General features: G+C 38.3%; 2 protein-coding genes. Both read left to right on the forward strand.

Annotated features, from left to right (window positions below):
* The first annotated feature begins 8 nt into the window (after positions 1 to 8).
* Complete coding sequence (locus QP363_RS13825; protein WP_369181381.1) at positions 9 to 179, forward strand: hypothetical protein; 171 nt, start codon at positions 9 to 11, stop codon at positions 177 to 179.
* Between the two features lie 12 nt (positions 180 to 191).
* Positions 192 to 373: hypothetical protein (locus tag QP363_RS12740; protein WP_284764757.1), on the forward strand; the 182-nt coding region annotated here is incomplete at its 3' end.

A 373-nucleotide genomic window follows, 5' to 3' on the forward strand; every position in this document is an offset into this window, starting at 1 on the left:
TAAGGGATATTGCTTCTAAGCGATTCAATCGACTTAATGCAGAAGGAACGACATCAACTACTGAAGAAGGTGCATCTTTCCATTGGCAAGAGAATGATTTAAAAGAATATCACGAAATCCTAATGAGCTATTCTGATAAGCCGGATTATAAGGCTAAGGGAATAGCTCGTTTTATATAGGTGGTGATCTTTATGATATATAACGATCGCGTCACTTTGCTAAAGGATAAAGTTACTGCAGGTGTGTTAGGTGATGAAGTAGTCGAAACCGAAGAGATCGAAGTTCCTTGTCAGCGTAGTCGATTAAGTCATGATGAACAAATGGGGTTATTTGGGCAATATAATCTGTCTAGCTTTAAACTACATCTGCAAGG

It is taken from the genome of Corynebacterium sp. UMB6689 (assembly GCF_030215295.1).
Lineage (GTDB): Bacteria > Actinomycetota > Actinomycetes > Mycobacteriales > Mycobacteriaceae > Corynebacterium > Corynebacterium aurimucosum.